Here is a 26,280-nt window from a genome sequence, read left to right on the forward strand (position 1 = left end):
CCCGCAGTCGGGTGTCGAGAGCTGTCCTCTTGCGCAGAACTGCGGTAGATACCGGGGCCCGCCCACAGCGGGGGCGTCGTGGCGGCCGGCCGCCATACGGTCGCGCCAGCCCTGCATCAGGCAGAGTTGGTTCGATCAGAAGTCTTCCAGCATGGTACAGGCAGCCGGCGGGGACAAGCGGGCGAGCGGAGGACGAGGAGCCGATCCCCCGCTCGCGGCCCGCCGTCCCCGTTCCCGTACCGCTGCCGGGGCGCGGCCGGCGGCGGCCGGAACGCCCCCGTGCCCGGGGCTACGGTTTCGTCGCCCCGGTGCCGAGCCAACCGGCCAGTTTTCCGCCCTGTCCCACGGCGCGCAGGCGTGCCTCCGCGGCGTCCCGGACCGGGTCGGTCGCGACCACCAGGAGGTCGTCCCCGTGCCGGAGCACGGTGCTCGGGAGCGGCACGAAGGACTTGCCGTCCCGGACGACGAGGGTGACCGCCGAGCCGGCCGGGAGCCGTAGCTCGCTCACCTCGACCCCGTTCATACGGGACCCCTTGACGATCTTCAGGGACAGCAGGTGGCCGCGCAGTTGCTCCAGGGGCGCGGATTCCACGCCGAGGTCGGCGGCCTCGGTGCCCTCGCCCAGCCGGAGCTTCCGTGCCAACCAGGGCAGGGTGGGGCCCTGGATCAGGGTGTAGACGACGACGAGCACGAAGACGATGTTGAAGATCCGGCGGCTGTCCTCCACTCCGTTCACCATGGGGATGGTGGCCAGGATGATGGGCACGGCGCCGCGGAGTCCGGCCCAGGACATCAGGGCCTTCTCCTGCCACGGCATCCGGAACGGCAGCAGGCTGACCACGACCTCCAGCGGGCGGGCGACCGCGGTCAGCGCCAGTCCGATGACCAGGGCGGGCACGATGTCGTCGGCGAGGTCGTGCGGGGTGACGAGGAGGCCGAGCAGGACGAACATGCCGATCTGGGCGATCCACCCCAGTCCCTCGGCGAAGCCGCGGGTGGCCGGCCAGTGCGGCAGTCGTGCGTTGCCGAGCACCATGGCCGCCAGGTAGACGGCGAGGAAGCCGCTGCCGTGTGCGAGGGCGCCCGCCGCGTAGGCGGTGACGGCGATCGCCATGACCGCGATCGGGTAGAGCCCGGACGCGGGCAGCGCGACGTGACGCAGGGCGTAGGCGCCCATGACGCCGACGGCGAGTCCGATGGCGGCGCCGATGGCGAGTTCCAGGCCGATCTCCCCGAGGAGGACGTACCACTCCTCGATGGGGCCCGCGGTGGAGAAGGCGACGACGAGGATCACCACGGGGGCGTCGTTGAATCCGGACTCGGCTTCCAGGACGCCGTTCACCCGGGACGGCAGGGGCACCCTGCGCAGCACCGAGAAGACGGCCGCCGCGTCCGTGGAGGACACCACCGCACCGATGATGAGGGCCTGCCGCCACTCCAACCCGACCAGGTAGTGCGCCGCCGCGGCGGTGATGCCGACGCTCACCGCGACACCGACGGTCGACAGCACGGCCGCCGCGGGGAGTGCGGGTTTGATCTCCTTCCACTTCGTTCCCAGGCCGCCCTCGGCGAGGATCACGACCAGGGCCGCGTAGCCGATGACCTGGGTCAACTCTGCGTTGTTGAAGCTGACGTTGCCGATGCCGTCCTGGCCGATGGCGACACCGATGCCGAGGTAGACGAGCAGGCTCGGCAGCCCGCTGCGGGAGGAGATCCGGACTGCCGCCACTGCGATCAGCAGGACCAGTGAGCAGACGAGCAGGAGCTGGTTGAGGTGGTGGACGGTCAGGGGCCGAATCCTTTCTGCGCACAGCGAGTACTTCGTTACCTTACCTAATCGTTAACGCTCTCTTGACGCGCGCGGACCTCCGTCCCGCGCTCACCGCCCTGACTCCGTGTCCGGTCCGCAGGTGCCCTGCGCCTATGGTTGCTTCAGCGTTCTCGTGAACGCCTCCTGAGACCGCACCGCCCGGATTGACCGCCCTGACGCTCGCGAAGGACAGCAAGGACAGCGATGCCCGCCAACACCACCGCCTCCTCCGGCCAGCAGGCCGACAGGTCCGTCAGGAAGAAAAGCCGCAAAGGCCGTTTGTTCGTCATCGTGCTGGTGCTGGCCGTCGTCGCCGGTGTGGGCTTCGGCGCGTACTGGAGCGTGAGCACGGTCCGCGCCTCCTTCCCGCAGACCAAGGGCTCCATCAAGCTCGCCGGTCTCGCCGGCCCGGTCGACGTGAAGCGCGACGGCAACGGCATTCCGCAGATCTACGCCTCGTCCGACGAGGACCTGTTCATGGCCCAGGGCTACGTGCAGGCGCAGGACCGCTTCTGGGAGATGGACGTCCGTCGCCACACGACGTCGGGGCGGCTCTCCGAGATGTTCGGCGAGAGCCAGGTCGAGACGGACGAGTTCCTGCGCACCCTCGGCTGGCACCGGGTCGCGCAGGAGGAGTACGACAAGAAGCTCGCGCCCAGCACCAAGAAGTACCTCCAGGCGTACGCGAAGGGGGTCAACGCCTACCTCGCCGGCAAGGAGGGCGAGGAGCTCTCCCTGGAGTACGCCGCCCTCGACTTCCGCAACGACTACAAGCCGAAGCCCTGGACCCCCGTGGACTCGGTGGCCTGGCTGAAGGCGATGGCCTGGGACCTGCGCGGCAACATGCAGGACGAGATCGACCGCTCCCTGATGACCAGCCGCCTCGGCCCCTCGCAGATCAAGGACCTGTACCCCGGTTACCCCTACGGGCGGAACAAGCCGATCGTCCAGGAGGGCGGCCACTCCGCGACCACCGGGACCTTCGGTCCGCAGGGCGCGGACCAGGGCCAGCAGCAGGCGGGTCAGCCGGGTCAGCAGTCCGGTCAGGGGGGACAGACCGGGTCGGGCACGGGCCTCGCCGGCGACACCCGGGCCCCCGACGGCCTCCAGAGCCAACTCGGCGGCCTCTCCGACGTGCTCGACGGGATCCCGGCCGTGTTCGGGCCCAGCGGCAACGGCATCGGCTCCAACTCGTGGGTGGTTTCCGGTCAGCACACCATCACCGGCAAGCCACTGCTCGCCAACGACCCGCACCTGTCGCCCCAGCTGCCCTCCGTCTGGTACCAGATGGGCCTGCACTGCCGTGACGTCTCCGAGAGCTGCAACTTCGACGTCTCCGGGTTCACCTTCGCGGGCATGCCCGGCGTGGTCATCGGGCACAACCAGGACATCTCCTGGGGCATGACCAACCTGGGCGCCGACGTGACCGACCTCTACCTGGAGAAGTTCACCGGCGACGGGTACCAGTACGACGGCAAGGTGGTGCCCTTCAAGACGCGCAAGGAGACCATCCGCGTCGCCGGGGGGGAGTCGAAGTCGATCACCGTCAGGGAGACCGCGAACGGCCCCCTGCTGTCCGACCGCAGCGACGAACTGGTGTCGGTCGGCAAGAAGGCCGGCGTCGCCAGCGTCGCCCCCGACCGCGGGGACGGCTACGGCGTCTCGCTGCGCTGGACGGCGCTGACCCCGGGCACGTCCATGGACGCGCTCTTCGCCCTGAACACCGCGGGGAACTGGGAGGACTTCCGCAAGGCCGCCGCCGACTTCGACGTGCCCTCGCAGAACCTCGTCTACGCGGACACCGAGAACAACATCGGTTACCAGGCGCCCGGGCGGATCCCCACCCGCGCCGAGGGCCACGACGGTTCGCTGCCCGCGCCCGGCTGGGACCCCGACTTCCGCTGGAAGGGCTACGTCGACCAGGCCGCGCTGCCCTACGAGTACAACCCGAAGCGCGGGTACATCGTGACGGCCAACCAGGCGGTCGTCGGCCCGGACGCCTCCCCGCACCAGCTCACCACCGACTGGGGCTACGGAGCGCGCAGCCAGCGCATCTACGACCTGATCGAGTCGAAGACCAAGGGCGGGGGGAAGATCTCCACCGAGGACATGCGGCAGATGCAGACCGACAACAGCAGCGAGATCGCGGAACTGCTGACGCCGATGCTGCTCAAGATCAACGTTTCCGACAAGCACGTCCGCGAGGCGCAGCAGCTGTTGGAGGGCTGGAACTACACCCAGAGCCCCGACTCCGCCGCCGCCGCCTACTTCAACGCGGTGTGGCGCAACGTCCTCAAGCTCGGCTTCGGCGACAAGCTGCCGAAGGAACTGCGCGTGAAGGGCGACTGCCTGAGCGTCGAGCCCGCCGAGAACACCGGTCCTGCCGACGAGGACGTCAAGGTGCTGGAGTGCGGTGAGCGGGACGCGGACTCGGCGCAGCCGGACGGCGGCGACCGCTGGTTCGAGGTGGTCCGCGGGATCGTCGAGGACGGGGACGACGACTGGTGGAAGACGCCGAAGACGGACCCCGAGAGCAAGGCCAACGCCCGTGACCAGTTGTTCGCGCGGGCCCTGGAGGACGCGCGCTGGGAGCTGACCGAGGAACTCGGCAAGGACATCGACAGCTGGAGCTGGGGGCGGTTGCACCAGCTGGAGCTGAAGAACCAGACCCTGGGCACCGAGGGGCCCGGCTTCCTCAAGTTCGCGCTCAACCGGGGACCCTGGAACCTGGGCGGCGGCGAGGCGGCGGTCAACGCCACCGGATGGAACGCGGCGGGCGGCTTCGACGTCATCTGGGTGCCGTCGATGCGCATGGTGGTCAACCTCGACGACCTGGACAAATCCAAGTGGATCAACCTGACGGGCGCCTCGGGCCACGCCTACAGCGGTCACTACAGCGACCAGACCGACAAGTGGGCCAGGGGGGAACTGCTCGACTGGGCGTTCTCCGAGAAGGCAGTGGAGGCGGCCACCCAGGACACCTTGTCGCTGCGGCCGTGAGGCGGCCGGCCCGCTGAGGCCGCGGCGGACGGGCCACGACCGGGCCCCGCGCCGCGGCCGGGGGCGGACCGGAGACAGGGACGTGGCCCTGCACCCTCGGGTGCAGGGCCACCGTGCGTCCGCCGGGGAAGGGGGGCCGGCGGAACGGGCATCAGCGGGCGAGGGAGCCGTCGGTGCAGTTCCGGACCAGGTCACCGGGTTCGGCGACGGTGGGCAGCCCGCAGGTCCTGAGCACTTCCAGACCGGTCTGTGCGGCGCTCGCCACGCGGTCGGAGGTGACGGGGCCGGCGCCGACCGCACCCTCCGCCACCGCGGCGGGTGCACCCGCCAGCACGGCGCCGACGGCGAGCACCGCGGCGGTCGAGAAGGCCCTGAGCGTGTTCGTCATACCGGGCCAACCGTCGAGGGCCGCCCGGGGGCACGCGATCTCATCCGTCCGGGCGGCGCGGGTCAACCGGATGACCGTCGGCGGTGGCCGGACGGGGTGTCAGACGACGGGCGGCGGGGTGGGCGGGGTGCGGAACCGGCGCACTCCGGAGGGGGTCACCACGGCGTGCACCGGTCGGTCGTGCGCCTCCTCCGGTACCCGCGGCACGATCTCGTCGTCGTACAACAGGACGACCAGGAACGGACGGACGTCCGCGCGCGCCAGACGGGCGAGGACGCGGTCGTACGAGCCCCCGCCGCGCCCCAGGCGCATGCCGCGGTCGTCGACCGCGAGGCCGGGCAGGAGGACGGCGCCGGCGTCCAGCACGGCGTCGGGGCCCAGCCGCGGGCCGTGCGGTTCGCGCAGGGTCATCCGTCCGGGACGGCGCACCTCGGCGAGGGACCCCGGTCCCCGGTAGGCGCCCCAGTCGAGGTCGTTGTCGTCCAACAGGACGGGCAGGAGAACGCGCACCCCGCGCGCGTGGAGGGCGTCGAGGAGGGGGAGGGTGCCCGGTTCGTCACCGACGGAGACGTAGGCGGCCACGGTGCGTGCACCGGAGAGCTCGCCGAGCTCCTGTGCGCGGGCGGCGAGAACCGCGGCCGCCCGTTGCACGTCATCCTCCGGAAACCCGTTCCTTCCGGCGAGGACGCGTCGTCGCAATCCGCGCTTGTCAGGCTCGGCACCGCTCCCGGTCAGGCTCATGCGGACGCCCACCTTCCTTGTCCTTTCATATGCGGATCATTTATATGCAGAGCTACAGAATCCCTGCAATGCCACCGGTTAGGGTGACGCCCATGACTCAGTCGAACTCCAGAATCACCAAGGCCGTCATCCCCGCCGCCGGCCTCGGTACCCGCTTCCTGCCCGCCACCAAGGCCACTCCCAAGGAGATGCTGCCGGTGGTGGACAAGCCGGCCATCCAGTACGTGGTCGAGGAAGCCGTGGCCGCCGGACTGGACGACGTCCTGATGGTCACCGGGCGGAACAAGCGCCCGCTGGAGGACCACTTCGACCGCAACTACGAGTTGGAGGAAGCCCTCACCAAGAAGGGCGACCGGGCACGACTGGCCAAGGTCCAGGAGTCCAGCGACCTGGCCACCATGCACTACGTACGCCAGGGCGACCCCAAGGGCCTCGGCCACGCCGTCCTCTGCGCGGCCCCGCACGTCGGCGACGAGCCCTTCGCGGTGCTGCTCGGCGACGACCTCATCGACCCCCGCGACCCGCTGCTGGCCCGCATGGTCGACATCCAGGAACAGCACGGCGGCAGCGTCATCGCCCTGATGGAGGTCGCGCCCGAGCAGGTCCACCTCTACGGGTGCGCCGCCGTCGAGGCCACCGCGGACGCCGACGTCGTCCGGGTGACCGGTCTGGTGGAGAAGCCCGATCCCGCGGACGCGCCCAGCAACTTCGCCGTCATCGGCCGCTACGTCCTGAACCCGCACATCTTCGAGATACTCCGCACCACCGAGCCCGGCCGCGGTGGCGAGATCCAGCTCACCGACGCCCTCCAGCAGCTCGCCTCGGACGAGAAGGTCGGCGGCCCGGTGCACGGCGTCGTCTTCACGGGCCGCCGCTATGACACCGGCGACCGCGGCGACTACCTCCGTGCCATCGTCCGGCTCGCGTGCGAACGTGAGGACCTGGGCCCGGAGTTCCGGACCTGGCTGCGCGGGTACGTCACCGAGGAGATGTAGCGACGTGAGCGGGACGAACACCGACACCACCGGTCGCGACCACGTCTGGACGGTGGCCGAGCACCTGGAGGACGTCCTGGGGACCGTCCGTCCCCTGGACCCCATCGAACTCCAGCTCCTCGACGCCCAGGGCTGCGTCCTGGTCGACGACGTGGTGGTGCCCGTCTCGCTCCCGCCGTTCGACAACAGCTCCATGGACGGGTACGCGGTCCGCGCGGCCGATGTCGCCGGCGCCGACGACGCGTTCCCGGCAGTGCTCACCGTGATCGGCGACATCGCCGCCGGTCGCGGCGGTCCCCCCGCGGTCGGGCCCGGACAGGCCGCCCGGATCATGACCGGCGCCCCGCTCCCGGCGGGGGCCGAAGCCGTCGTCCCGGTGGAGTGGACGGACGGGGGCCTCGGGGCCGGACGGGTCACCGGGATGCGCGCCCGCAGCACGGCTCCCGAAGGGGCGCACGGTCAGGTGCGCGTCTTCCGGGGGGCGGCGCCCGGAGCGCACGTCCGGGTACAGGGCAGCGACGTGCGCGCCGGCGAGCTGGCGCTCGCGGCCGGCACCGTGCTCCGTGCACCGCAGATCGCCCTGCTCGCGGCGATCGGACGGGGCACCGTGCGGGTGCGCCCCCGACCGCGGGTGGTGGTCCTCTCCACCGGCAGCGAACTCGTGCAGCCCGGGGAGGCCCTGGGCGAGGGGCAGATCTTCGACTCCAACAGCTACGTCCTGACGGCCGCAGCCCGGGAAGCGGGGGCGCTCGCCTACCGGGTGGGTGCCGTCACCGACGACGCGGAGACGCTGCGGACGGCCATCGAGGACCAGCTCATCCGCGCGGACCTGGTCGTCACCTCGGGCGGGGTCAGCGTCGGCGCCTACGACGTGGTCAAGGAGGCCCTCGCGACCCTCGGCGAGGACGGCGGCACGGGCGGTGTCGACTTCCGGGTGCTCGCCATGCAGCCGGGCAAACCCCAGGGCTTCGGTGCGGTCGGCCCCGACCACACCCCCCTGCTGGCCCTGCCGGGCAACCCCGTCTCCTCGTACGTGTCCTTCGAGCTGTTCGTCCGCCCCGCCATCCGGACGCTCGCCGGATTCGACGACGTGCACCGGCCCACCACCCGGGCGGTGCTGCGCGCGGACGGTCCGGTCCCCTCGCCCGCGGGACGGACCCAGTACCTCCGCGGTCGCCACGACCCGACCACCGGTGAGGTGGCCCCCGTGGGCGGCGCCGGCTCGCACCTCGTGGCCGCCCTCGCGCACGCCGACGCGCTGATCGTGATCCCCCGCGAGGTCACCGCGGTGGAACCCGGCACCGAACTGGACGTCGTCCTGCTCTCCTGAGCCCCCCACCTGCCCCGGCCCGGTCCGGGTCCCCTGTGGTCCGGCCGGGTCCTGGGGCGTGACGCGCTCCCCGCGCGCGGTACGGTAGCGCGCACACAGGCTCCGCACGCCGCGTCGCGCGGGCCCGGACCGGGAGCGTCACAGCACATGACCGCGAATCCCCGGGGGGACACCCCCGGCACCTCCGCAGAGGGTCACCTCACCCACCTCGACGCCACCGGCGCGGCCCGGATGGTCGACGTCTCGGCGAAGGAGGTCACCGCCCGCACCGCCCGAGCCAGCGGACGGGTCCTGGTGAACCCGCAGGTCATCGCCCTGTTGCGTGGTACGGGCCTGCCCAAGGGCGATGCGCTCGCCACGGCGCGCATCGCCGGCATCATGGGCGCCAAGCGCACCCCCGAACTGATTCCGCTCTGCCACCCGCTCGCCCTGTCCGGGGTGGAGGTGGACCTGTCCGTCGCCGACGACGCGGTGGAGATCGCCGCCACGGTGCGCACCACCGACCGGACGGGCGTCGAGATGGAGGCGCTCACCGCGGTCACCGCGGCCGCGCTCACCGTCGTCGACATGGTGAAGGCGGTCGACAAGGGCGCCGTGATCACCCGGGTCCGGGTGGAGGAGAAGACCGGCGGCGCCTCGGGCGACTGGAGCCGGGCGTGAGCGCCGGGGAGCACGCGCCCTCCGGCGCCGCTCCCGCAGGGCCGGACGGCACGGCATCCGGTCCGGCGCCCGGGGGGCACCGGGCCCTGGTCGTGACCGCCTCCGGGCGGGCCGCCGCGGGCGTCTACGAGGACCGCGGCGGACCCCTGCTCGCCGCGGGCCTGAGCGCCCTCGGCTTCGCCGTCGCCGGGCCCCGGGTGGTACCGGACGGCGACCCGGTGGAAACGGCGCTGAGGGAGGGCGTGGCAGCCGGTTTCGACGTGATCGTCACCACCGGCGGTACGGGCGTCTCGCCGACCGACCGCACCCCCGAGGCGACCGCGCGGGTCGTCGACCGGGTGGTGCCGGGCATCGCCGAGGCCCTGCGCGCCGACGGCCGCCGCACGGTGCCGACCGCGGCGCTGTCCCGGGGGATCGCGGGGGTGGCCGGCCGCACGCTGATCGTGAACCTGCCGGGGTCCACCGGCGGGGTCCGGGACGGACTGGCCGTACTGGAACCGCTCCTGACGCACGCCGTCGACCAACTGCGCGGTGGGGACCACCCCTCGGCGGCGACGGACGCCGGATCGACCGGGGGCCCACGCTGAACGGCTCCTCCTGGCCCGTCGAACTGGTGGACGGCGAGCTCACCCTCCGTCCCATCAAGCTGCGTGATCAGCGCGCCTGGCGCGAGGTCAACCGGCGCAACCGCGACTGGCTGCGCCCGTGGGAGGCGACCATCCCGCCGCCCACCCCCAGCGGTCCGATCGCCCATCGCCCCACCTACCGGCAGATGGTCCGTCATCTGCGGGCGGAGGCCAACGCGGGACGGATGCTGCCGTTCGTCATCGAGTACCAGGGGCGGTTGGCCGGGCAGTTGACGGTGGCCGGCATCACCTGGGGGTCGATGTGCTCGGGACACGTGGGCTACTGGGTCGACGAGGCCGTCGCCGGGAGGGGCGTGATGCCGACCTCGCTGGCCCTCGCCGTCGACCACTGCTTCCGTACGGTGGGGCTGCACCGCGTCGAGGTCTGCATCCGCCCGGAGAACGTGCCCAGTCGCCGGGTCGTCGAGAAGCTCGGATTCCGGTCGGAGGGGCTGCGTCCGAGGTTCCTCCACATCGACGGCGGCTGGCGGGACCACCTGGTCTTCGCCCTCACCGCCGAAGAGGTGCCGGAAGGGCTGCTGCCCCGGTGGCACCGGGCGCGGGCCCGCCGGGCGGAGCACGCCCCGCAGGGCACCGCCGCGCCGTCGACTGCCGAGCCACCCCAGGGTGACGAATGAGTGTTCGATTTTGAGTCCTATGGAGTGAGTGGATCACCTTCCCTTGATCGGCAAATGGTGCATATATGGATAATTGCCCCTACTTGCCGAGTCGCTGATCGCATCAGTCGCAAAAAAAGTTCGGAATATGAGCCAGATCGTGCGACACACCGCCCCAATTGGCGGATGCCCCCGCGCAAACACCTCTACGGTGTGAGACGTGAGCAGCAGCGGCCTCATCTACGCAGTCATCGTCGGGGCCTGGGCCGCCTACTTGGTGCCGATGTGGCTCCGTAGGCAGGACGAGCTGAACGAGGCCCGGCCGACCGAGCGCTTCAGCACGGCCATCCGACTCCTGTCCGGCCGGGCGGGCATGGAACGCCGGTACGCCAAGGACCTCCTGCGGGCGCGCTCGGGCGAGGACGAGACCTCGTCCCCCGGGGCCGCCCCGGACGGCGCCACCGACTCGGTGGACGTCCGGGCGTTCGCCGTCCCCCCGGGGCCCTCCCGGCAGGAGGTGGCGGCAGCCCGTGAGGAGGCCGCCGCCCGTCAGGAGGCGGCCCGCCTGGAGGCGGAGCGCGAAGAGGCCGCCCGGGCGGAGGAACTCGCCCGTGCGGAAGCGGAGCGCCAAGAGGCCGCGCGCTCCGCGCGCACGGCCGCGCCGCCCCCCCGCCGCGCCACCGCCGAGGCCACCGCGCGCGCCCGGCGCTCGAAGGTGCTGGCCCGGCGCCGGCGCACCACCGTCGTGCTCTTCCTGACGTTCACCGCGGGCGCCCTCGTCGCCGCGGTCGGCGGTCTCGGTTTCCTCTGGGTGCCCGCCGCCCCCGGTGTGCTGTTGAGCGCGTACATCGTGTACCTGCGGCGCCAGGAGCGGCGTCGGTTCGCCTACGTCATGGACCGTCAGCGCGCGGAGCTCGCCGCCCAGCGGCTCCGCGAACGGCAGCCCCGCCGCCCCCGCCCCGACGCGGCCGAAGCCCCGGACCGCCCGGTCGCACCGTCGACGGGAGCGCCGGTCGCCTCCGAGCTGTCGGCCCTGGCGGCGGACCGCCGGGCGCTCGTGGAACAGACCGACCACGCCGAGTGGGTCGACCAGCAGCGGGAGCGCCAACGGGGGCCGGTGCGCGGCGACAGCTGGGACCCGGTTCCGGTGCCGCTGCCCACCTACGTGACCGCACCGGTCGCGCCCCGTGCCACCGGCGGCGTGGACCTCGGCGCCCCGGACACCTGGAGCCCCGCCCGGTCCTCGGCCGCGGAGCCGACCGCGCAGCGGGCGACCACCGACGTCCCCGCGGACGGCACGGGAGAGGACGAGGGCGGGGAGCGGACCGACGCACGGCGCGCCGCCTCCGCCCGACGCTCGCGGGAACGGGGTCGCACCCCGCTCTTCGACCAGTACGAGGACCAGGAGCGCCCCCGCGCCGCCAACGAGTAGGGCGCGGGCGAGGTCGCCCTCGGCGGCACAGGTCCGCTGGTCATGGTCGGCCGAGCGGATTTCCGGGCACCGCCGCGGGAGTGCTAGAGTTCCACTCGTTGCAAGGGCCTGTGGCGCAGTCCGGTAGCGCACCTCGTTCGCATCGAGGGGGTCAGGGGTTCGAATCCCCTCAGGTCCACAGAAGCAGAAGGAAAGACCCTTCTTGAGCGAGCTCAGGAAGGGGAGGAGATCCCGTCCGATCGGAAAGATCGGGTGGGGTCTTCGTCGTTTCCGGGGTCCGCTCGATGCCTGCTCCGGGTGGTGGCGCGACGACCACGGGACCGTCAGGGGGCGGATGCCCCCGGGGCAGAACCAGCACGTGGACGTGGATCTCCTCGGCCGGTCCCACTCAGGTCTTCCACGCCCTCGGCGTCGTCGGCCCATCTGGTGGTCTGCACCGGACGAACCCGGTCGAGCAGGACGCCTTCCCTCGCCAGGACGAAGGCCAATGCCAGCATGGCCGCACGTGCGTTGCCGTCCGCGAACGGATGGAAGAAGAGGACGTCCAGGTAGGTGCGGGCAGCGCGGGACGGGAGGGGCGGATCCGGTCGAGCGCTCTCGGCCAGACAGCGCTCGAACCGGGCCCGTGTGCCGGGGCGAGGCCGTAGCGCTCCCGTCCGCCCTTTCGCGAGGGCCGGCATCTGACGGAAGCCGACGGGGCCGCGGCCCAGCACGGCACGCTGCCACTTCGCCATGAGCGCGAAGGTCAGCGGTCTGCCCCGCTCGGCGTCGGCGAAGGCCATGTCGAGGGCGGTCAGGACCTGTGCGGTCCCCTCGCGGTCCCGGCCGCCTCGCGTCGCCCTGAAGAAGTTCCGGAAGCCGTCGCGGGCCGGTGCTCCGGAGACGAGACCCGAGCCGTGCCAGGATGGCCACGCGACTTCCGGCCGGACGAGCAGCCAGTCGGCAAGGCCTCCTCCGGTGGGCCGGGCGCGGACGTCATCCGATGCCGCCCACGCCTCCGGCGAACCGCGAGCTCACCGCGTCGACCACCGCAGCTTCAGGCGCGATCCAACTGCCGAACCGGCCGCCGACCGCGTTCTCGACGATCTCCCGGGCCTGGCCCTCGTCGACGCCCTTGCCGGCGAGGAACCATCGGAGGACTTGCACGCAGTGCCCGTACCAGCCGCTCTCGGCCCGGGTGCGGTCGGCCACCGTGGTGACCAGACGGGTGCATGCCCGCTCCCCGGGCCCATGGTCCGTCGACGCCACCGGAGTGCCTTCCGGCGGAGCCAGGTCTGCGAACCGTTCCGCCAGGTCCTCCAGCCAGCCGCGCCATTCCCGAAGGGCCCCGACGACCAGCGGGGCGGTTTCCTCCGGGGTCGTCACGGAGTCGGAGGCGCAGCACCGGGCCTCGACGACGCCTCCGTCGACGTCGCCCTCACCGAGCGACCAGTTCCATCCGCAGGCCCATCGGCCGTACCGGTCCGTCAGGAACTCGGTGACGGGATCCAGCGATCGCCGGCGATCCTCCCGAGCGGCTTCGGAGTCGGGCAGCAGAGGCGCGACCAGGATCGTCAACTCCTCCGCCGCGTCCTCGTCCAGTGTGAAGGGATGATGAGCCGGATCCACTTCTGCCCACATCAGGGTGTGTGGCCATGGTTCACCCACCGCCCCACCCTGCCCCGTGCGGCCGTCCTGACTCCACTCCATTTCGCGTGGCCGCCCCTCGGGGGAAACGGCATTCGGTGATCGGGGAAGCGATCTCCCACTGCTTCCGTCGCCGCCTGGTCCAAGGCGTGGGTGAACACCCTCCGGAGCGCATGTCCTTGAGCTCGCTCAAGGGCTTCTGGTGCCGGTCGTAAGCCGCTCGTCGTTCCGGGACGCCCGCCGCGGGTGCCCGGCCCGGACGTCGTCCGCCCCGCCCGAGGCGGACCCGCGTCACAGGGTGCGCTCCGCGCCCCACAGCGGCAACTGCGCGAAGAAGTCCACGGCTTCGCCCCGCCAGCGCGGACGCCAGGTCGCCGCGAGTGCGGACGCCTCCCGGGCGGACCGGCGGATGTCCTCGCGCAGTCGTTCGTCGACGCCGTGGCGGCGGGCGGTCTCCTGGACCCGTTCGACGGTCTCCGGAGCGCAAACGGGGTCGGACAGCGCGGCCTCCACCACCTCCCGGTCCCGGCCGCTCGTCGCTGCCAGGAGGGCGCACACGGCGTAGCTCAGACGGCCCGCGCGCAGATCGGCGCCGGCCGGCTTGCCCGTCGTGCCGGGGTCGGCGAAGAGGTCGAGGTAGTCGTCGCGCAGTTGACCGCTCACCCCGACCAGCCGGGCGTACCGGGCCAGTTCGTCGTGGTGGCTGGCCGGGTCCTCGCCGGCGGCGAGCAGGCCCAGCCGCAAGGGGGCCAGCACCGAGTACCGGGCGCTCTTGTAGTCGGACACCAGGTCCAGCCGTTCCCGGTCGGGCACGGGCCCGAAGTCGCGCTCCAGGTCGAGGAACTGACCGACGACCGTGTCCGCGCCCGTCGTCGCCTGCACGGCGGCCATGGCCTGGCGCAGGTCCCGGGGGAGGGGCGCGTCCAACAGCACCTGTAGGGACAGGAAGGCGGCCAGGTCCCCGGCCAGGACGGCGAGGCCCAGCGCCGTCTGCGGACGGTCGGGGAACCGCTCCCGGTAGGCGTAGTACACGGACGGTGCGCCGCGGCGCACCGGTGAGTCGTCGACGATGTCGTCGTGGATGAGTCCGTGCGTCTGGAGCAACTCGATGCTGAGCGCGGCCTCGTCCAGCCCGGGCACGGGATCGGGAGTGACCAGTCGTGCCGCCTCGTGCACCAGTGCCACCCGCAGCCGTTTTCCGCCGCGCAGCGACATGTCCCGCACCAGGTCCAGCGCTTCGACCGCGAACGAACCGTGGGCGAGGGGCCGTCGGGCGAGCGCGTCGAAGTACTCCGCGAACAGCGCGTCGAAGCGGTTGCGGTACTCGGCGAGCCGCTCGTGGACACGGGCCGCGTTCTCGACGGACATGAAGGGCACTCCCTGGCGGACACCGGTCGACGCGGACGGGGTCGGGTGCGGCCGACCGGTGCCGACGGACCCCTCTCAGTATCACCGGGTCGGGCGGAGCCCCGGCCCCGGGAAGCCGCACGCCGAGCGGGGGCGGGCGGTCGACGCGGCGGGCCGGGTGGTCGCTGCCGTTCCGGCGGGACGAACTGCCGGGACGCGGCAGCGGAGCGGCGGTCGGGTCACAGCGGGGTGATGACCTTCTGACGCAGGTGTCCGTAGACCACCGAGGTGCGGACGTCTGCGAGTTCGGGTCGCTTTGTCAACTTGTCGAGGACCAGGGCGTGCAGATGGTCCGTGTCGCGTACGGCGACGTGCACGAGGAAGTCGTCGTTGCCTGTGAGGACGAAGATCGAGACGACCTCGGGCATGTCCTCCAGGAACGCCTGGAACGCCTCGATCACGGAGCGGGTGGGTGGCCGGACCCGCACGGCGATCACCGCTTGGAGTCCGCGGCCCAGTGAGGCGAGGTCCACGTCCGCGTGATAGCCGGTGAGCACCCCGCGCTGACGCAGTGACCGCACTCGTTCGAGGCAGGTGGACGGGGCGATGCCGAGGGCCTCGGCCATCTCCCGGTTGGTCCGCCGGCCGTCCTCCTGGAGCATCCGCACCAGCGCCGAATCTAGTTCGTCCATGCTCGATTCACCTTTGCAGAATCCGAATGTTATTCGGATTCTATCGAGTTTCATCGGCTTCTTTGCTGGATGAACGGGAAGATGCTTATTCTTTATTCGGTTTTCCAGGGCTTCGATGGTGTGTGAGGGGTGTGGACTTCGAATGCGGGAGCGATGGCCTGACCCGCGTGCGGTGCTCGCGGTGGCGGTGGCTGCACTGCTGTGGAGCAGTTCGTACGCCGTCACCAAACGGGTGCTGGACGACGTCGGCCCCCTCACGATCGGCGCCGTCAGGTTCACCCTCGCGGCGCTGCTGCTGGGCGTGGTGATGTGGCTGCGCCGCAACCGCCCGGCCCGACCGGACGTCCGGCAGCGGCGACGGCTCTACCTGAGCGGGCTGTTGGGCATCACCGTCTACTTCGTGCTGGAGAACGTCGGCGTCGACCTCTCCACCGCGTCCGACGCCTCGCTGATCGTGGCCACCTACCCGTTGATGACGATGTTGTGGGAACGGGTCGCCCTCGGTACGCGGATGTCACCCCTTCGGGTGGCCGGCGTGCTGCTGGCCACCTTCGGCGCCTTCCTCGTGGTGCGCAACGGGGCCGAGGTCGGCGGTGGTTCGCGCTGGGCGGGTGACCTCCTGCTGCTGCTCGGCGGGGTGGCCTGGGCCGGTTACAACGTGCTCGGCAAGCGGGCGAACGAGGGCCAGGACGCCCTCGGCGTCACCTATCACCAGACGGTGGCGGGCGCTGCCGGATTCCTGGTGGCCTCCCTGTGGGAGGTCGGCGAGTGGCGGATGCCCGGCGCGGTCTCCGGGACCTTGTTGGCCTACCTGGCCGTGGCCTGCTCGGTCGGCGCCTTCCTGCTCTACAACCACGGCCTGAGCCGCCTGCCGTCGAGCGTCGCGGTGAACGTGCTGAACCTGGTGCCGATCTTCGGCGTTCTGGGGGCCGTGCTGATCAACGGGGAGTCGATCCGGCTCGCCCAGGCGGTCGGCGGTGCGGTCATCATCGCCGGGGTGGTGGTCGGCATGGTGGAACGGCCGGCCGCGGCCGGGCGTGAGGCGACCGCCAAAGGCGCGTCCGGTGCGGTGACCGCCCCGACCGGGGGCGGCCTGAGCCGCCGCCCGGGCTCAGGCCGTCAGGGCCTTGGCGTAGCAGAGGGTCAGCGGGCTCTCGCGGTAGTGGCCGAACTTCGCGCACGGCAGGTAGCCGCTGGACTCGTAGAGGGCGACGGCCTCGGGCTGGGCGGTGCCCGTCTCCAGGACCATGCGGATGCGGCCGGCAGTGCGGGCGTCGGACTCCAGTCGGGCGAGCAGGCGCCGGGCCAGGCCGCGGCCCCGGGCCTCCGGCGTGACGTACATGCGCTTGATCTCGGCGTCGCCGTCCGTGTACCCCTCGGGGCCGGTGCTCTGGCTGCGCCAGCCGGCGGTGGCGATCGGGGTGCCGTCCGCCTCGTACGCGATCAGGTACAGCCCGCGGGGCGGATCGAACATGGTGGGGTTCAGCGGGGTCGCGTCGCCGTCGCCGCCGTACCGCTCGGCGTACTCCAGCTGGACGCGGTCGTTCAGCCGCACGGCGTCCGGGTGGGCGAAGGAGGCGATGCGTATATTCATGCTATCCATCGTACTTCTATGCAGTGGTCGGGGTGGAGCGCCCGCACGGGCCATCTGCCAGTGTGCCGGTAGGCTGCCCCGATGCTCACTGTGACCTCCGTCAACGTCAACGGATTGCGGGCCGCCGCCAAGAAGGGCTTCGTGGAGTGGCTCGCGCGGACGTCCGCCGATGTGGTGTGCCTCCAGGAGGTCCGCGCCGAGCCGGCGCAGCTGCCCGAGGCCGTCCGGGCGCCCGAGGGGTGGCACGGCTTCCACGCGCCGGCCGCCGCGAAGGGCCGGGCGGGCGTGTCGCTGCTCACCCGCCGGGAGCCGGACGCGGTGCGGACCGGGTTCGGGGTGGCGGAGTTCGACGACAGCGGACGCTATCTGGAGGCCGACCTGCCGGGCGTCACCGTGGCCAGCCTCTACCTGCCCTCCGGGGAGGTCGGCACCGAGCGCCAGGAGGAGAAGTTCCGGTTCATGGACGCCTTCCTGCCCCACCTGGTGGACCTGCGGGCCCGGGCCGCGGCGGACGGGCGCGAGGTCGTGGTGTGCGGCGACTGGAACATCGCCCACCGCGAGGCCGACCTGAAGAACTGGCGGAGCAACCGCAAGAACGCCGGCTTCCTTCCCGAGGAGCGGGCCTGGCTGGACCGGGTACTCGACCCGGCGGACGGCGGCTACGTGGACGTGGTGCGTGCCCTGCACCCCGACGTGGACGGGCCCTACTCCTGGTGGTCCTACCGCGGCCGCGCCTTCGACAACGACAGCGGATGGCGGATCGACTACCAGATCGCCACCCCCGGCCTCGCCGAGCGGGCGCTGAAGGGCACCGTCGAGCGCGCCGACAGCCACGAGCTGCGCTGGTCGGACCACGCACCGGTGACCGTCGTCTACGGCAGCTGACCGGCGGCGGGCCGGGCCGGACGCAGCACCTCGTACTCGCGCAGGTCGACGCGTCGCGTCGCGGTCCGGAACTCGGTGGTGGTGCCCGGCCAGACGGTGGTGTTGCGGCCCCCCGCGTCGAGGTACCAACTGCGGCAGCCGCCGGTGTGCCACACGGTGCGCGCCAGTCGGCGCTGGACCATCGCGTTCCAGGCGTGCACGGCGCTCGCGCGGGGCATGAGCGCGACCGGAGCGCCGGCGCCGCCGAGGGCGTCGAGTCGGCGCAGGTAGTCGGCGAGGTAGGCGAGTTGTGCCTCGATGACGAGGGTCATCGAGGAACTGCCGAGGCCGGTGTTGGGGCCGATGATGGTGAGCCAGTTGGGGAAGCCGTGGATGGTGGTGCCCCGCAGCGCGTGCATGCCGTGCTGCCAGTGCTCGGCGAGGGTGCGTCCGTCGATGCCGGTGACCCGCTCGGCGACCGGCGGTTCGGTGACGCGGAAGCCGGTGCCGAAGACGATGACGTCGGCCCGCGCCTCGGTGCCGTCCGCGGCGACCAGGGTGTCGCCGCGGACCTCGGCGAGGCCGGCGCCGATCACCTCGACGTTGGGGCGGGCGAGCGCCGGGTAGTAGGTGTTGGAGAGCAGGATGCGCTTGCAGCCCAGACGGTAGTCGGGGGTGAGCGCGGCCCGCAGGACCGGATCGGCGACCGCGTCGGCCAGGTGCCGGCGGGCGGCCCGCTCGACCACTTGGAGCAGCCGGGTCTGCCGGGTGAACGCATAGGTCTGGAGTTCGCGCACGCCCCAGAGCGCGCTCCGGCGCATCTGGATGGTGAGCGGAAGCAGTCGGTGCAGTCGGCGTTCGAGACCGCTGGTGGCACGGTCACGGCGCGGCAGGACCCAGGGCGGGGTGCGCTGGAAGAGGGTGAGCCGGGCCGCGTCCGGTTGGATCTCCGGGACGAACTGGACTGCGGAGGCGCCGGTGCCGACGACCGCGATCCGGGCGCCCCGCAGGTCGTGGTCGTGGTTCCAGCGGGCGGAGTGGAACACCTTGCCGGGGAACGAGTCGAGGCCGGGCACCTCGGGGACCTTCGGGTCGGACAGCGGTCCGGTTGCGCTGACGACGAGATCGGCGGTTAGGGAACCGCCGGTGGTCGTCAGCTCCCACCGCAGGAGGGCGGGGTCCCAGCGGGCCCGGGTCAGCTCGTGGTGCAGCCGTAGGCGGGGGCGGATCCGGTGGGCGTCGGTGAGGTGCTCCAGATAGCCGCGGATGTGCTCCTGACCGGAGAAGGTGCGCGGCCAGTGGGGGTGCGGGGCGAAGGAGAAGGAGTACAGGTGGGAGGGGATGTCGCAGGCGCAGCCCGGGTAGTCGTTGTCGCGCCAGGCCCCGCCGACCGAGCCCGCGCGCTCCAGCACGACGAAGTCCTCGACGCCCTCGCGGCGCAGGCGGATCGCGGCGCCGAGTCCGCCGAAGCCGCTGCCGATCACCGCGACCCGTACGTGGGGGTGCGTTCGCGTGGCGGGGGCGGAGTCGTTCCGCTCGGGGCCGCGGTGCTGCTCGGGCATGGCGTGGTGCCTCCGTGAACCTGGTCCGCGATCGGTGCCCGGGGCGTGGCGACACTGCCGACGATCACGGGCGCCGTCTGCTCACGGGAGCGTAGGCGGCGGTTCCCTTGATCGTCCACGGCGGTCGGCCCCGGCCCGGCCCGGGGCGCGGCGGACGGGCGACAGGCGGCCGGTTCAGTCGGGGCGGGGCGGCAACGGGGGTCGGGTGCGGTCCGGCACGCAGGAGTAGTCGGGGGGCGAGGCCGCCGGGTGCCGGGCGAGCAGTTCCAGGGCCAGGGTCACCGCGTCGTCGAGGACGGCGTACCGGCCCTCGGCCCAGTCCAGGGGGGTGCGCAGGGCGGGCAGATCGGGCTCGACGCCGTGGTTCTCCACGGACCATCCGTAGGCGTCGAACCAGGCGGCGTTCATCGGGACCGTGATCACCGTGCCGTCGCCGAGCTGATGGCGGCCCGTCATGCCGACGACGCCGCCCCAGGTGCGCTGGCCGACCACCGGGCCGATTTCCAGCAGCTTGAACGCGGCCGTGATCATGTCGCCGTCCGAGGAGGTGGCCTCGTCGGCGAGGGCGACGATGGGGCCGCGCGGGGCGTGGGAGGCGTACGAGACGGGTTGGGCGTCCCGGGTGAGGTCCCAGCCGAGGATGGTGCGGGTCAGCTTCTCGACGACGAGTTCGCTGATGTGACCGCCGGCGTTGCCGCGCACGTCCACGATGAGCGCCGGTCGGGCCACCTCGCCGCGCAGGTCCCGGTTGAACTGGGCCCACCCGGAGCCGCCGAGGTCGGGGATGTGCAGGTAGCCGCACTTGCCGCCGCTGAGCCGGCGGACCACCTCGCGCCGTTTGGCCACCCAGTGCTGGTAGCGCAGCGGTCGGTCGTCGACGAGCGGGACCACGGCCACCCGGCGGGGCGGCCCGGTGCCCCCGGCCGGGGTGAAGGTCAGTTCGACGGTGGTGCCGCCGGCCGCGGCGAGCAGCGGGAACGGCCCCGCGACCGGGTCGACGGGGCGGCCGTCGACATGGGTGAGCGCGGCTCCCTCGCGGATGCCGGTGCCGGCGAGCGGCGAGCGGGCCTTGGAGTCGGAGGAGTCGCCGGGCAGGATCCGTTCGACGAGCCAGCCCTCGGGGCGTCGGACGAGGTCGGCGCCGAGCATCCCCTGGGGGCGCTCGTAGTGCGGCGGACCCTCGTTGCGCCGGGCGGGCGTCACGTACGCGTGGGAGGTGCCGAGTTCGCCGAGCACTTCGCGCAGCAGGTCGGCGAACTCGTCGGGGGAGGCGACCGCGTCGACCAGCGGCCGGTACTGGTCCAGGACGGCGTCCCAGTCGATGCCGCCCATGCCGGGTTCCCAGTAGTGGGCGCGGATGATCCGCCCGGCCTCCTCGTACGCGCCCCGCCACTCGGCGGGCGGATCGACGTCGTGGAGGATGCGGCGCAGGTCGATCCAGACGGTGGAGTCGCCGTCGCCGGAGTCGGCGGCCGGCTGGGCGCGCAGCTCGTCCTCGTCCATCACGACCAGGCGGGTGCCGTCCCCGCTCACGGCGAACCAGTCGAGGTGGTCGACCAGTTCGGTGCGCTTGGCCTTGGTGATGTCGAAGTGTTCGAGGGTGGGGCGGCCCGAGGTGTCGGCGGGGTTGGCGAAGGTCTCGCCGAGCGCCCCGGAGATGGGCCAGCGCAGCCAGACCAGCCCGCCGCCGGCGACCGGGCTCAGGGCGGAGTACTTGGAGGCGGGCACCGGGAAGGGGGTGACCCGTGGTTCCAGTCCCTCCGCCTCGATGGTCACGGCGCCGGCGTCGGAGCCCGGCGGCTCGCCCTCCTCCGCCGGGTCCAGGCCGCCCGCGGCGGGGCGTCCGTCCGGGAGCAGCGCGAACGGGGACGGGGTAGCGGAGGAGAGCGGGACGAGGTAGGGGCGGCAGCCCAGCGGGAACGACAGGTCACCGGTGTGCACGTCGTAGACCGGGTCGAAGCCGCGCCAGGAGAGGAAGGCGAGGTAGCGGCCGTCGCTGGTGAAGACCGGGTTCTCGTCCTCGAAGCGGCCCTGGGTGACGTCGATGACGGTGCCCGCGCCGGGGCCGGTGATCCGGGCCAGCTTGATGGAGCGCAGGCTCCGCCCGATTCCGGGGTGCGACCAGGTGAGCCAGGCGCCGTCGGGGGAGAACGCGAGGTCGGTGACCGGGCCGTTGAGCGAGCGGATCAGCTCCGTCGGGCCGCCGGCGCGGGCGCCGGGGCGCGGCGGGTCGAGGTCCGCAGGTCCGTCCTCGGCGGTCCCGGTGTCCGGAAGGGCCGCGTCCGGCGCCGCTCCGGTGTCCGTGGTGACCACGGCGCCCGTGACGACCGGGTCCGCGGGGTCCTCGGTGGTGTCGAGGAGGAGCAACCGTCCGTCGTTGGCGGCGATGGCGAGCCGGTCGCCGTCCGGATCGGGGACGAGTTCGAGGACGTGGCCCAGTTCGCCCGGGGCGCCGGCGGTGAGCCGGCGCGGCGGGCGGTCGCCGGAGGCGCGCGGCAGGTAGGCGATCTCGACGGCGTCGGCGCCGTCGGCGTCGCTGACGTAGGCGACCCGCCCGCCGCCCGAGCCGAGCAGCACGGGGAGCCGCACCCGTACTCCGGGGGTGTCGGCGAGGGTGCGGGCGGGGCCGTCGCGGTGGGTGAGCCAGTAGAGGCTGCCGCGCACCACGATCGCGCTGGCCCGCCCGGTCTCGTCCACCGAGAGCCCGTCCACGTGGCGGGCGGCGGCCACCTGGTAGGGGCGGCGCCCGGCGCGGGGGCCGCCGAGGCGCACGTCCAGCCGGCGGGGGCGGGCGTGCGGGGAGAGGTCGTCGACGAGCCACAGCCCGCCCGCGCACTGGTAGACGATCCGCTCGCCGTCGCTGGCGGCGTTGCGGGCGTAGAAGGCGTCGTGGTCGGTGTGGCGGCGCAGGTCGGTGCCGTCCGGGCGGCAGGAGTACAGGTTGCCGACGCCCTCGTGGTCGGAGAGGAACGCGATCCGCCCGGCGACGATCATCGGGGACTCCAGGTGTCCGCCGAGCCCTTCGAGCAGCCGTTCGCCGTGCAGCCACAGTCGGCCGGTGGCCCCGCCGCGGTACCGCTTCCAGGAGGCGGGTTCGTGCGGTGGCTTCCCGGTGAGGAGGAGGGTGCGGGGTTCGCCGTCGAGCGGGGCGACGGCGAGGTCGCTGACCGGGCCCCAGGGGAGACGGCCGCCGGGGGAACCGTCGAGGGGCAGCCGGTGGGCCCAGGCGAAGTAGGTGAAGGGCTGGCCGTGCGAGGCGACGGCCAGGACGTCGCAGTGGCCGTCCTCGTCGGGCGGCGCCCAACCGCAGACCCGGGTGTCGGGGGCGCCCCAGTAGGTGAGCCGCCGGGCGGGGCCGCCGGCGACGGGCACGAGGTGCACCTCCGGGTCGAGGCTGCGCCAGCTCGTGTACGCGATCCGGGTGCCGTCGGGGGAGAAGCGGGGGTGACCGACGCGGGTGCGGTCCACGGTGAGTCGCCAGGCGCGCGGCGGGGTCGCGCCGGCGGGGTGCAGCGGCGCGACCCACAGGTCGTCCTCGGCGACGAAGGCGAGCAGGTCACCGTGGAGGTGGGGGAAGCGCAGGTATCCGGGGTCGGTGTGCGGGGCGTCGGTGACGTGGTCGACGCCGGCGGCAGCGGCGGTGGGTCGGGTGTCCGCGGGGGGTGGCTGGCCTGTGGGGTCGGTCACCCTTCCATGGTTTTCCCGGGGCGCGGGGGCGGCAACTCAGGCGGGAGCGTCGACGTCGCGCGGCTGTGGCGCAGAACACGTACGAAACGGTTTCGTTTCGTTTGGCGGGTCGGGTAACGTGACATCCGTACGAAACGGTTTCGTACCGATCAGGTTGGCTGCCGTGCGTGTGGTGCCCGTCAGGGGTGCGACACGGTCAGTAGCCGTTAAACTGCCGCGCGATACGAAGGGGGATGAGGGCATGGCCGAGGTGACGATGACGCGCCGCAGTCGCATCACCCCCGAACGCGAGGCGGAGCTGTACGCCGCCGTACTCGACCTCTTGCGTGAGGTCGGTTACGACGGGTTGACGATGGACGCCGTCGCGGCGCGCACCCGGTCCAGCAAGGCCACCCTCTACCGTCAGTGGGGCAGCAAGCCCCGCCTGATCGTCGAGGCGCTGCGCGGGCACAAGCACGCCAGTGTCGACGACGTCGACACGGGCACGCTGCACGGTGATTTCCACGCCCTGGTGATGCGGGCCGACGACTGCCAGTTGGAGCAGGAATCGGCGTTGATCCGCGGTCTCGCGATGGCCATCCAAGCCGAGCCGGACCTCCTCCGGGTCTTCCGGGAAGAGGTCATCGAGCCGGAGCTGGCCGAGTTGGAGGTCCTGTTGCAACGGGGCGTCGAGCGCGGCGAGGTCAGTGCGGACCATCCCGCCCTGGGATACGTCCTGCACATGCTGTTGGGCGCTTTCGTCACCCGGACCCTGATCGATGACCGGCCGCCCACGCAGGAGTTCCTGCACGACTACGTCGATGCCGTGATCGTCCCCGCCCTCGGCCTCTGACCCCCGGTCCGCGTTCCGGGCACCCCACCCGGTCGCGCTCCGTCCGTCACCTTCTCGTTCCTCCGCACCACCGGGCCGTCCCCCACCCATGGGCCGCGCCCCGCTCCACCTGACGCGACCGCTCACGTCGTCGGGCTGGTGATCCCTGCCCTCTGTACGCACACGACCTGACCGGGAGTACCTCTGTCGTGGCCACGTTCCTCTACAAAGTCGGTCGGCTGGCCTTCCGCCGCCGCCACTTCGCCGCCCTCATCTGGGTGGCGCTGCTGACCCTCGCGGGGGTCGGCGCCGCCAGCGCGCCGGCACCGGGGGCCGGCTCCTTCTCCATTCCCGGCACGGAGGCCCAGCGCGCCTTCGACCTCCTGGAAGAGCGCTTCCCGGGCTCCGCCGCCGACGGTGCCACGGCCCGCGTCGTCTTCAAGGCCCCCGAGGGCCAGACGATGAACGACGCCGCGCACAAGGCGGTCGTGCAGGACGCCGTCGAGAAGCTCGGCGAGGACAAGCAGGTGGCCAACGTCACCGACCCCTACGTCACCGAGTCCGTCAGCAAGAGCGGTGAGATCGCGTACGCGCAGGTCACGTACGAGGTCAACAGCATGGAGCTGAAGGACGACTCCCGGGACGCCCTGGAGAAGACGGTCGAGGACGCCCGCACCGGCGGACTGACCGTCGAGGTCGGCGGTGACGCCCTCCAGGTCATGCCGCACACCGGCACCGCCGAGATCATCGGCATCGCCATCGCCGCGGTCGTCCTGGTCATCACCCTCGGCTCGCTGGTCGCGGCCGGGCTCCCGCTGCTCACCGCCCTGATCGGGGTGGGCATCGGCATCTCGACGATCACCGCCCTGGCCAAGGTCCTGGACCTCGGCACCACCACCGGCACCCTCGCCATGATGATCGGCCTCGCGGTCGGCATCGACTACGCCCTGTTCATCGTCTCCCGCTACCGCGCGGAACTGGACGAGGGCCGGGAGCGCGAGGAGGCCGCCGGGCGGGCGGTCGGCACCGCCGGCTCCGCCGTGGTGTTCGCCGGTCTGACCGTGGTGATCGCCCTGGTCGGCCTCGCCGTCGTCAACATCCCGATGCTCACCAAGATGGGCGTGGCCGCGGCCGGCACCGTCGCCATCGCCGTGCTGATCGCCCTCACCATGATCCCGGCGCTGCTCGGCTACGCCGGCCGCAAGATCCGCCCGGCGAGCGCCAAGGGCAAGCTGCGCGGCGGCAAGAAGGGCGCCGCTCCGGCGACCGACGCCGCCGCCGAGCCCGTCGAGGCCAAGGTCAACATGGGCACCAAGTGGGCCCGGTTCGTCATCCGCCGCCCCGTCGCGGTGCTGCTGGTCGGCGTGCTCGGCCTGGGCGCCGCCGCGCTGCCCGCCGGTTCGCTGGCCCTCGGCCTGCCCGACGACGGCGTCCAGCCCACCGACACCACCCAGCGCAAGGCGTACGACCTGCTCTCGGAGGGCTTCGGACCCGGCTTCAACGGTCCGCTGGTCGTTCCCACCGACCTCCGCGGCACCGACGACCCGAAGGCCGTCGCCCAGGACGTGGTCGAGACCATCAGCAAGGTCGACGGGGTCGTCTTCGCCTCCCCGGCCACCTTCAACAAGGCCGGTGACACGGCGCTGATCAGCGTCATCGCCGAGTTCAAGCCGAGCAGCACCGAGACCGAGGACGTCGTCCACGACATCCGGGCCGCGGGCGCCGAGCTGAAGAAGGAGCACGGCGCGGACATCACCGTCACCGGTGCCACCGCGATGAACATCGACGTCTCGGAGAAGCTCAACGACGCGCTGTTGCCCTACCTGGCACTGGTCGTCGGCCTCGCCTTCCTGCTGCTGATCATCGTCTTCCGCTCGGTGCTGGTGCCGCTGAAGGCCGCCCTCGGCTTCCTGCTGTCGGTGCTCGCCGCGCTCGGCGCCGTCGTCGCGGTCTTCCAGTGGGGCTGGCTCGGCGGGCTGTTCGGGGTCGAGGAGACCGGTCCCATCATGTCGATGATGCCGATCTTCATGGTGGGCGTGGTGTTCGGCCTGGCCATGGACTACGAGGTGTTCCTGGTCACCCGGATGCGCGAGGCGTACGTGCACGGGGAGCGGCCCGGTCAGGCGATCGTCACCGGGTTCCGGCACGGCGCGCGGGTGGTGACCGCCGCGGCCGTCATCATGATCGCGGTGTTCGCCGGGTTCATCGGATCCAGCGACCAGATGATCAAGATGATCGGCTTCGGGCTCGCGGTCGCCGTCCTCTTCGACGCCTTCCTGGTGCGCATGGTGATCGTGCCCGCGGTGCTGGCCCTGCTCGGTGACAAGGCGTGGTGGCTGCCGAAGTGGCTGGACCGGGCGCTGCCCAACGTGGACGTGGAGGGCGAGGGGCTCAAGGACCTCGGCACCTCCGCCGGTCCCCGGGACGAGGACCGGGAGCTGGCGCGGGTCTGACCCGTCCGAGCACCGCACCGGGGCCCCGGGGAGCAGCCGCTCCCC

Annotated in this window: 20 protein-coding genes, 1 tRNA gene and 1 pseudogene; 12 read left to right on the plus strand and 10 right to left on the minus strand. The window is 72.3% G+C overall.

Annotation, left to right across the window (positions count from 1 at the left end; all coding sequences use genetic code 11):
* Positions 1–289 precede the first annotated feature (289 nt).
* The gene (locus ABT092_RS08760; RefSeq protein WP_351241570.1) at positions 290–1,813 is read right to left on the minus strand and encodes a potassium/proton antiporter; all 1,524 of its coding nucleotides are present in this window, start codon (positions 1,811–1,813) and stop codon (positions 290–292) included.
* Between the two features lie 201 nt (positions 1,814–2,014).
* On the opposite strand from ABT092_RS08760, the gene ABT092_RS08765 reads away from it, so the two are divergent.
* Entirely contained in the window at positions 2,015–4,810 is a 2,796-nt protein-coding gene (locus ABT092_RS08765) for a penicillin acylase family protein (RefSeq protein WP_351241340.1), read from the plus strand.
* 151 nt (positions 4,811–4,961) lie between these two features.
* On the opposite strand, the gene ABT092_RS08770 is transcribed toward ABT092_RS08765, so the two are convergent.
* Both ABT092_RS08770 and ABT092_RS08775 read right to left on the minus strand, forming a co-directional pair.
* On the minus strand, positions 4,962–5,198 hold the full coding sequence (locus ABT092_RS08770) for a hypothetical protein (RefSeq protein ID WP_351241342.1): 237 nt from the start codon (positions 5,196–5,198) through the stop codon (positions 4,962–4,964).
* Positions 5,199–5,297: 99 nt separating this feature from the next.
* Positions 5,298–5,939 (minus strand): 5-formyltetrahydrofolate cyclo-ligase, encoded by a 642-nt coding sequence (locus tag ABT092_RS08775; protein WP_351241344.1) that lies wholly within the window; start codon positions 5,937–5,939, stop codon positions 5,298–5,300.
* A gap of 92 nt (positions 5,940–6,031) precedes the next feature.
* On the opposite strand from ABT092_RS08775, the gene galU reads away from it, so the two are divergent.
* From galU to ABT092_RS08810, 7 genes are all read left to right on the plus strand, one after another.
* A complete protein-coding gene (galU, locus tag ABT092_RS08780; protein WP_351241346.1) occupies positions 6,032–6,934 on the plus strand; it encodes a UTP--glucose-1-phosphate uridylyltransferase GalU in 903 nt (300 codons plus the stop codon).
* A complete protein-coding gene (gene glp, locus ABT092_RS08785; protein WP_502968406.1) occupies positions 6,816–8,264 on the plus strand; it encodes a molybdotransferase-like divisome protein Glp in 1,449 nt (482 codons plus the stop codon). The genes galU and glp overlap by 119 nt, the downstream gene beginning before the upstream one ends.
* A 147-nt stretch (positions 8,265–8,411) precedes the next feature.
* Positions 8,412–8,924: a cyclic pyranopterin monophosphate synthase MoaC gene (gene moaC / locus ABT092_RS08790; RefSeq protein WP_351241350.1), complete on the plus strand. Its 513-nt coding sequence runs from the start codon at positions 8,412–8,414 to the stop codon at positions 8,922–8,924.
* Positions 8,921–9,511 (plus strand): MogA/MoaB family molybdenum cofactor biosynthesis protein, encoded by a 591-nt coding sequence (locus ABT092_RS08795; protein WP_502968407.1) that lies wholly within the window; start codon positions 8,921–8,923, stop codon positions 9,509–9,511. The genes moaC and ABT092_RS08795 overlap by 4 nt, the downstream gene beginning before the upstream one ends.
* Before the next feature lie 26 nt (positions 9,512–9,537).
* Positions 9,538–10,188: a GNAT family N-acetyltransferase gene (locus tag ABT092_RS08800; protein ID WP_351241352.1), complete on the plus strand. Its 651-nt coding sequence runs from the start codon at positions 9,538–9,540 to the stop codon at positions 10,186–10,188.
* Between the two features lie 199 nt (positions 10,189–10,387).
* Positions 10,388–11,599, plus strand: coding sequence for a SepX/GlpR family protein (locus tag ABT092_RS08805; protein WP_351241354.1), 1,212 nt, complete (start codon positions 10,388–10,390; stop codon positions 11,597–11,599).
* Between the two features lie 104 nt (positions 11,600–11,703).
* Positions 11,704–11,777, plus strand: a tRNA-Ala gene (locus tag ABT092_RS08810).
* A 145-nt stretch (positions 11,778–11,922) separates the two neighbouring features.
* On the opposite strand, the gene ABT092_RS08815 is transcribed toward ABT092_RS08810, so the two are convergent.
* From ABT092_RS08815 to ABT092_RS08830, 4 genes are all read right to left on the minus strand, one after another.
* Entirely contained in the window at positions 11,923–12,381 is a 459-nt protein-coding gene (locus ABT092_RS08815; RefSeq protein WP_351241356.1) for a Fic family protein, read from the minus strand.
* A 193-nt stretch (positions 12,382–12,574) separates the two neighbouring features.
* Positions 12,575–13,219, minus strand: a complete 645-nt coding sequence (locus tag ABT092_RS08820) for a hypothetical protein (protein WP_351241358.1) — start codon at positions 13,217–13,219, stop codon at positions 12,575–12,577.
* 297 nt (positions 13,220–13,516) lie between these two features.
* Complete coding sequence (locus ABT092_RS08825) at positions 13,517–14,593, minus strand: polyprenyl synthetase family protein (RefSeq protein ID WP_351241360.1); 1,077 nt, start codon at positions 14,591–14,593, stop codon at positions 13,517–13,519.
* Between the two features lie 218 nt (positions 14,594–14,811).
* Positions 14,812–15,264 (minus strand): Lrp/AsnC family transcriptional regulator, encoded by a 453-nt coding sequence (locus ABT092_RS08830; RefSeq protein ID WP_351241362.1) that lies wholly within the window; start codon positions 15,262–15,264, stop codon positions 14,812–14,814.
* Between the two features lie 142 nt (positions 15,265–15,406).
* Between ABT092_RS08830 and ABT092_RS08835 the strand changes: the two are divergent.
* Positions 15,407–16,210, plus strand: a pseudogene (locus ABT092_RS08835) (DMT family transporter); the annotation flags it as partial.
* 165 nt (positions 16,211–16,375) lie between these two features.
* Here ABT092_RS08835 and ABT092_RS08840 read toward each other — a convergent pair.
* Positions 16,376–16,858, minus strand: a complete 483-nt coding sequence (locus ABT092_RS08840) for a GNAT family N-acetyltransferase (RefSeq protein ID WP_351241574.1) — start codon at positions 16,856–16,858, stop codon at positions 16,376–16,378.
* Positions 16,859–16,939: 81 nt separating this feature from the next.
* Between ABT092_RS08840 and ABT092_RS08845 the strand changes: the two genes are divergently transcribed.
* The gene (locus ABT092_RS08845) at positions 16,940–17,743 is read left to right on the plus strand and encodes an exodeoxyribonuclease III (RefSeq protein ID WP_351241364.1); all 804 of its coding nucleotides are present in this window, start codon (positions 16,940–16,942) and stop codon (positions 17,741–17,743) included.
* Here the strand turns inward: ABT092_RS08845 and ABT092_RS08850 are convergent.
* On the minus strand, positions 17,731–19,284 hold the full coding sequence (locus ABT092_RS08850; protein WP_351241366.1) for a flavin-containing monooxygenase: 1,554 nt from the start codon (positions 19,282–19,284) through the stop codon (positions 17,731–17,733). The two genes, ABT092_RS08845 and ABT092_RS08850, sit on opposite strands and share 13 nt — an antisense overlap.
* Before the next feature lie 174 nt (positions 19,285–19,458).
* On the minus strand, positions 19,459–22,866 hold the full coding sequence (locus ABT092_RS08855) for a S41 family peptidase (protein ID WP_351241576.1): 3,408 nt from the start codon (positions 22,864–22,866) through the stop codon (positions 19,459–19,461).
* Between the two features lie 346 nt (positions 22,867–23,212).
* On the opposite strand from ABT092_RS08855, the gene ABT092_RS08860 reads away from it, so the two are divergent.
* Positions 23,213–23,803 carry a TetR/AcrR family transcriptional regulator gene (locus ABT092_RS08860; protein WP_351241368.1) on the plus strand — a complete coding sequence of 197 codons (591 nt, stop codon included), beginning with the start codon at positions 23,213–23,215 and terminating at the stop codon, positions 23,801–23,803.
* A 188-nt stretch (positions 23,804–23,991) separates the two neighbouring features.
* Positions 23,992–26,235 carry an MMPL family transporter gene (locus tag ABT092_RS08865; RefSeq protein ID WP_351241370.1) on the plus strand — a complete coding sequence of 748 codons (2,244 nt, stop codon included), beginning with the start codon at positions 23,992–23,994 and terminating at the stop codon, positions 26,233–26,235.
* Positions 26,236–26,280: the final 45 nt, after the last annotated feature.

It is taken from the genome of Streptomyces sp. NPDC002490 (assembly GCF_040296045.1).
Lineage (GTDB): Bacteria > Actinomycetota > Actinomycetes > Streptomycetales > Streptomycetaceae > Streptomyces.

Coding starts and splice junctions, on each gene's coding strand:
- ABT092_RS08765 (WP_351241340.1), top strand. CDS start 2,015: ATGCCCGCCAACACCACCGCCTCCTCCGGCCAGCAGGCCGACAGGTCC.
- ABT092_RS08770 (WP_351241342.1), bottom strand. CDS start 5,198: ATGACGAACACGCTCAGGGCCTTCTCGACCGCCGCGGTGCTCGCCGTC.
- ABT092_RS08775 (WP_351241344.1), bottom strand. CDS start 5,939: ATGAGCCTGACCGGGAGCGGTGCCGAGCCTGACAAGCGCGGATTGCGA.
- galU (WP_351241346.1), top strand. CDS start 6,032: ATGACTCAGTCGAACTCCAGAATCACCAAGGCCGTCATCCCCGCCGCC.
- glp (WP_502968406.1), top strand. CDS start 6,816: ATGACACCGGCGACCGCGGCGACTACCTCCGTGCCATCGTCCGGCTCG.
- moaC (WP_351241350.1), top strand. CDS start 8,412: ATGACCGCGAATCCCCGGGGGGACACCCCCGGCACCTCCGCAGAGGGT.
- ABT092_RS08815 (WP_351241356.1), bottom strand. CDS start 12,381: ATGGCCTTCGCCGACGCCGAGCGGGGCAGACCGCTGACCTTCGCGCTC.
- ABT092_RS08820 (WP_351241358.1), bottom strand. CDS start 13,219: ATGTGGGCAGAAGTGGATCCGGCTCATCATCCCTTCACACTGGACGAG.
- ABT092_RS08825 (WP_351241360.1), bottom strand. CDS start 14,593: ATGTCCGTCGAGAACGCGGCCCGTGTCCACGAGCGGCTCGCCGAGTAC.
- ABT092_RS08830 (WP_351241362.1), bottom strand. CDS start 15,264: ATGGACGAACTAGATTCGGCGCTGGTGCGGATGCTCCAGGAGGACGGC.
- ABT092_RS08840 (WP_351241574.1), bottom strand. CDS start 16,858: ATGAATATACGCATCGCCTCCTTCGCCCACCCGGACGCCGTGCGGCTG.
- ABT092_RS08845 (WP_351241364.1), top strand. CDS start 16,940: ATGCTCACTGTGACCTCCGTCAACGTCAACGGATTGCGGGCCGCCGCC.
- ABT092_RS08850 (WP_351241366.1), bottom strand. CDS start 19,284: ATGCCCGAGCAGCACCGCGGCCCCGAGCGGAACGACTCCGCCCCCGCC.
- ABT092_RS08860 (WP_351241368.1), top strand. CDS start 23,213: ATGGCCGAGGTGACGATGACGCGCCGCAGTCGCATCACCCCCGAACGC.